This window comes from Bradyrhizobium sp. sGM-13 (assembly GCF_018398875.1).
Classification (GTDB): Bacteria; Pseudomonadota; Alphaproteobacteria; order Rhizobiales; family Xanthobacteraceae; genus Bradyrhizobium.
Genome location: NZ_JAGWDK010000245.1, coordinates 1 through 334 on the forward strand (window position 1 = coordinate 1; position 334 = coordinate 334).

The 334-nt window shown below is 62.6% G+C and carries 1 protein-coding gene; it reads right to left on the reverse strand.

Going from position 1 to position 334, the window contains the following annotated elements:
• Nucleotides 1-183 (reverse strand): hypothetical protein (locus KJQ96_RS38940; protein ID WP_213291214.1); only part of this gene is annotated, 183 nt, incomplete at its 3' end.
• Nucleotides 184-334 lie beyond the last annotated feature (151 nt).

Below are 334 nucleotides of genomic sequence, written 5' to 3' on the forward strand. Positions count from 1 at the left end.
GGCCGACAGGTCTTCGGGCTGGGAGGGAATCTTCGCGGCGGACTTCGGATCGGCATCGGTTGCGGCATAGACGCCGCCACCGATCAGCCCGAGCAGCAGCAACGCCGGCGTGAGCCGCGACGATTGCCGGGCAGGGAGCGGCAACGGAAGTTCGAGTTGCGGTTCGTCATTGGTGGATGGCATGCGGGTCCCCGGAGTGCCCGGAGAGGTTGCATGGGGAATCCCAGTACAATGTTAATTTGGGCTGGCGGGCAGGGCGTGGTGCGGAGCAGGGTTAAGCATCGATGAGCGGACTGTATCGAATTGGAAGTACCTATTCGCGATCCGAATCCTG